Origin of the sequence: Paraburkholderia sp. RL17-381-BIF-C (assembly GCF_046026435.1) — a bacterium.
Taxonomy (GTDB): Bacteria; Pseudomonadota; Gammaproteobacteria; order Burkholderiales; family Burkholderiaceae; genus Paraburkholderia.
Genome location: NZ_JARESX010000193.1, coordinates 1 through 943, shown reverse-complemented (window position 1 = coordinate 943; position 943 = coordinate 1). Strand labels below are relative to the sequence as shown.

Here is a 943-nt window from a genome sequence, read left to right as displayed (position 1 = left end):
CACTTCTATCGGTTCCCCGGCGCTCGGATCTTATGTGCGTCGGCTTCGGGTTTGCTTCCGCCGCTATCACGCCGAGGGCGAGCCGCTCCTGAAAGTAAGCGAGCCAGCTCTTCAGGACCGCGGCGTGTACCAGATCGGCGATGTGTAGGCGCGCTCCTGGATAGTCATTGGTACTTCGGGCGGCATCCTGACCTTGAAGTACTTCGCGTCATAGGCGGTCCAGCGCGGTGTCGGGATTTCGATCACGCGGGCATAGTAGAAGGCTCGCAAGCCGGCGTCGAAATCCGGATCACGCCAAACCGTGATGAGTTCTGGATCGCCGATGGAGTTGCTGTAGGTGGCGTTGGGCACGTCGACGGTGTTGCCCACGGCCGGCAGCTTGCCGTCGGCACCAGGGGTTCGCTTGTCCGACCACACGACGTCGTAGACCTTCTCCTGCAATTCGCCCTGCCGGTCCAGCCAACCCTTCACAATCTGGATGCGGTCGAGATTGGCGCCAATCGGATCCTTCAGCGCCGCTACCATGAAGGTCGGCGCCTTGCCCTTCGGCGCGTCGCGCAGGTCGCCGCCCATCGGCACGCCCTTGTGGTAGCCGATCGCGGCCGGCATGCGGGTCCTCGCGTCCAGGGCATCGAAATCGAAGCCTCCGAAAAAGCGCACCACCATGCGAGGACCCGTGGTCGCGTAAACCTCCTTGCGCTGCATGGCGTCGAAGATCGATTCGCGGGTGTTCTCGTTGGCCCACACCGCCGCATAGCCCGACGAACTCTGCTCCCAGCCCATGATGACAGCCTTGTCGGTCTTCATGAAAGGGTGCATCGCGCGGTCCTTGCCTGGTTCGGAGCTCGAGGTCTTGCCGAAGAAGTTGTCTTCCTCCACGGCCGTAAGTCCGGTATGGGCATCGGTCGAGCCGACCATGCCGAACTTGTACGGATTCACACCC

The 943-nt window shown here is 62.5% G+C and carries 1 protein-coding gene; it reads right to left on the bottom strand.

All coding sequences use genetic code 11. From position 1 onward, the window contains the following. Positions 1-111 precede the first annotated feature (111 nt). Positions 112-943: DUF3604 domain-containing protein (locus P0D70_RS36615; RefSeq protein ID WP_408188114.1), on the bottom strand; the 832-nt coding region annotated here is incomplete at its 5' end.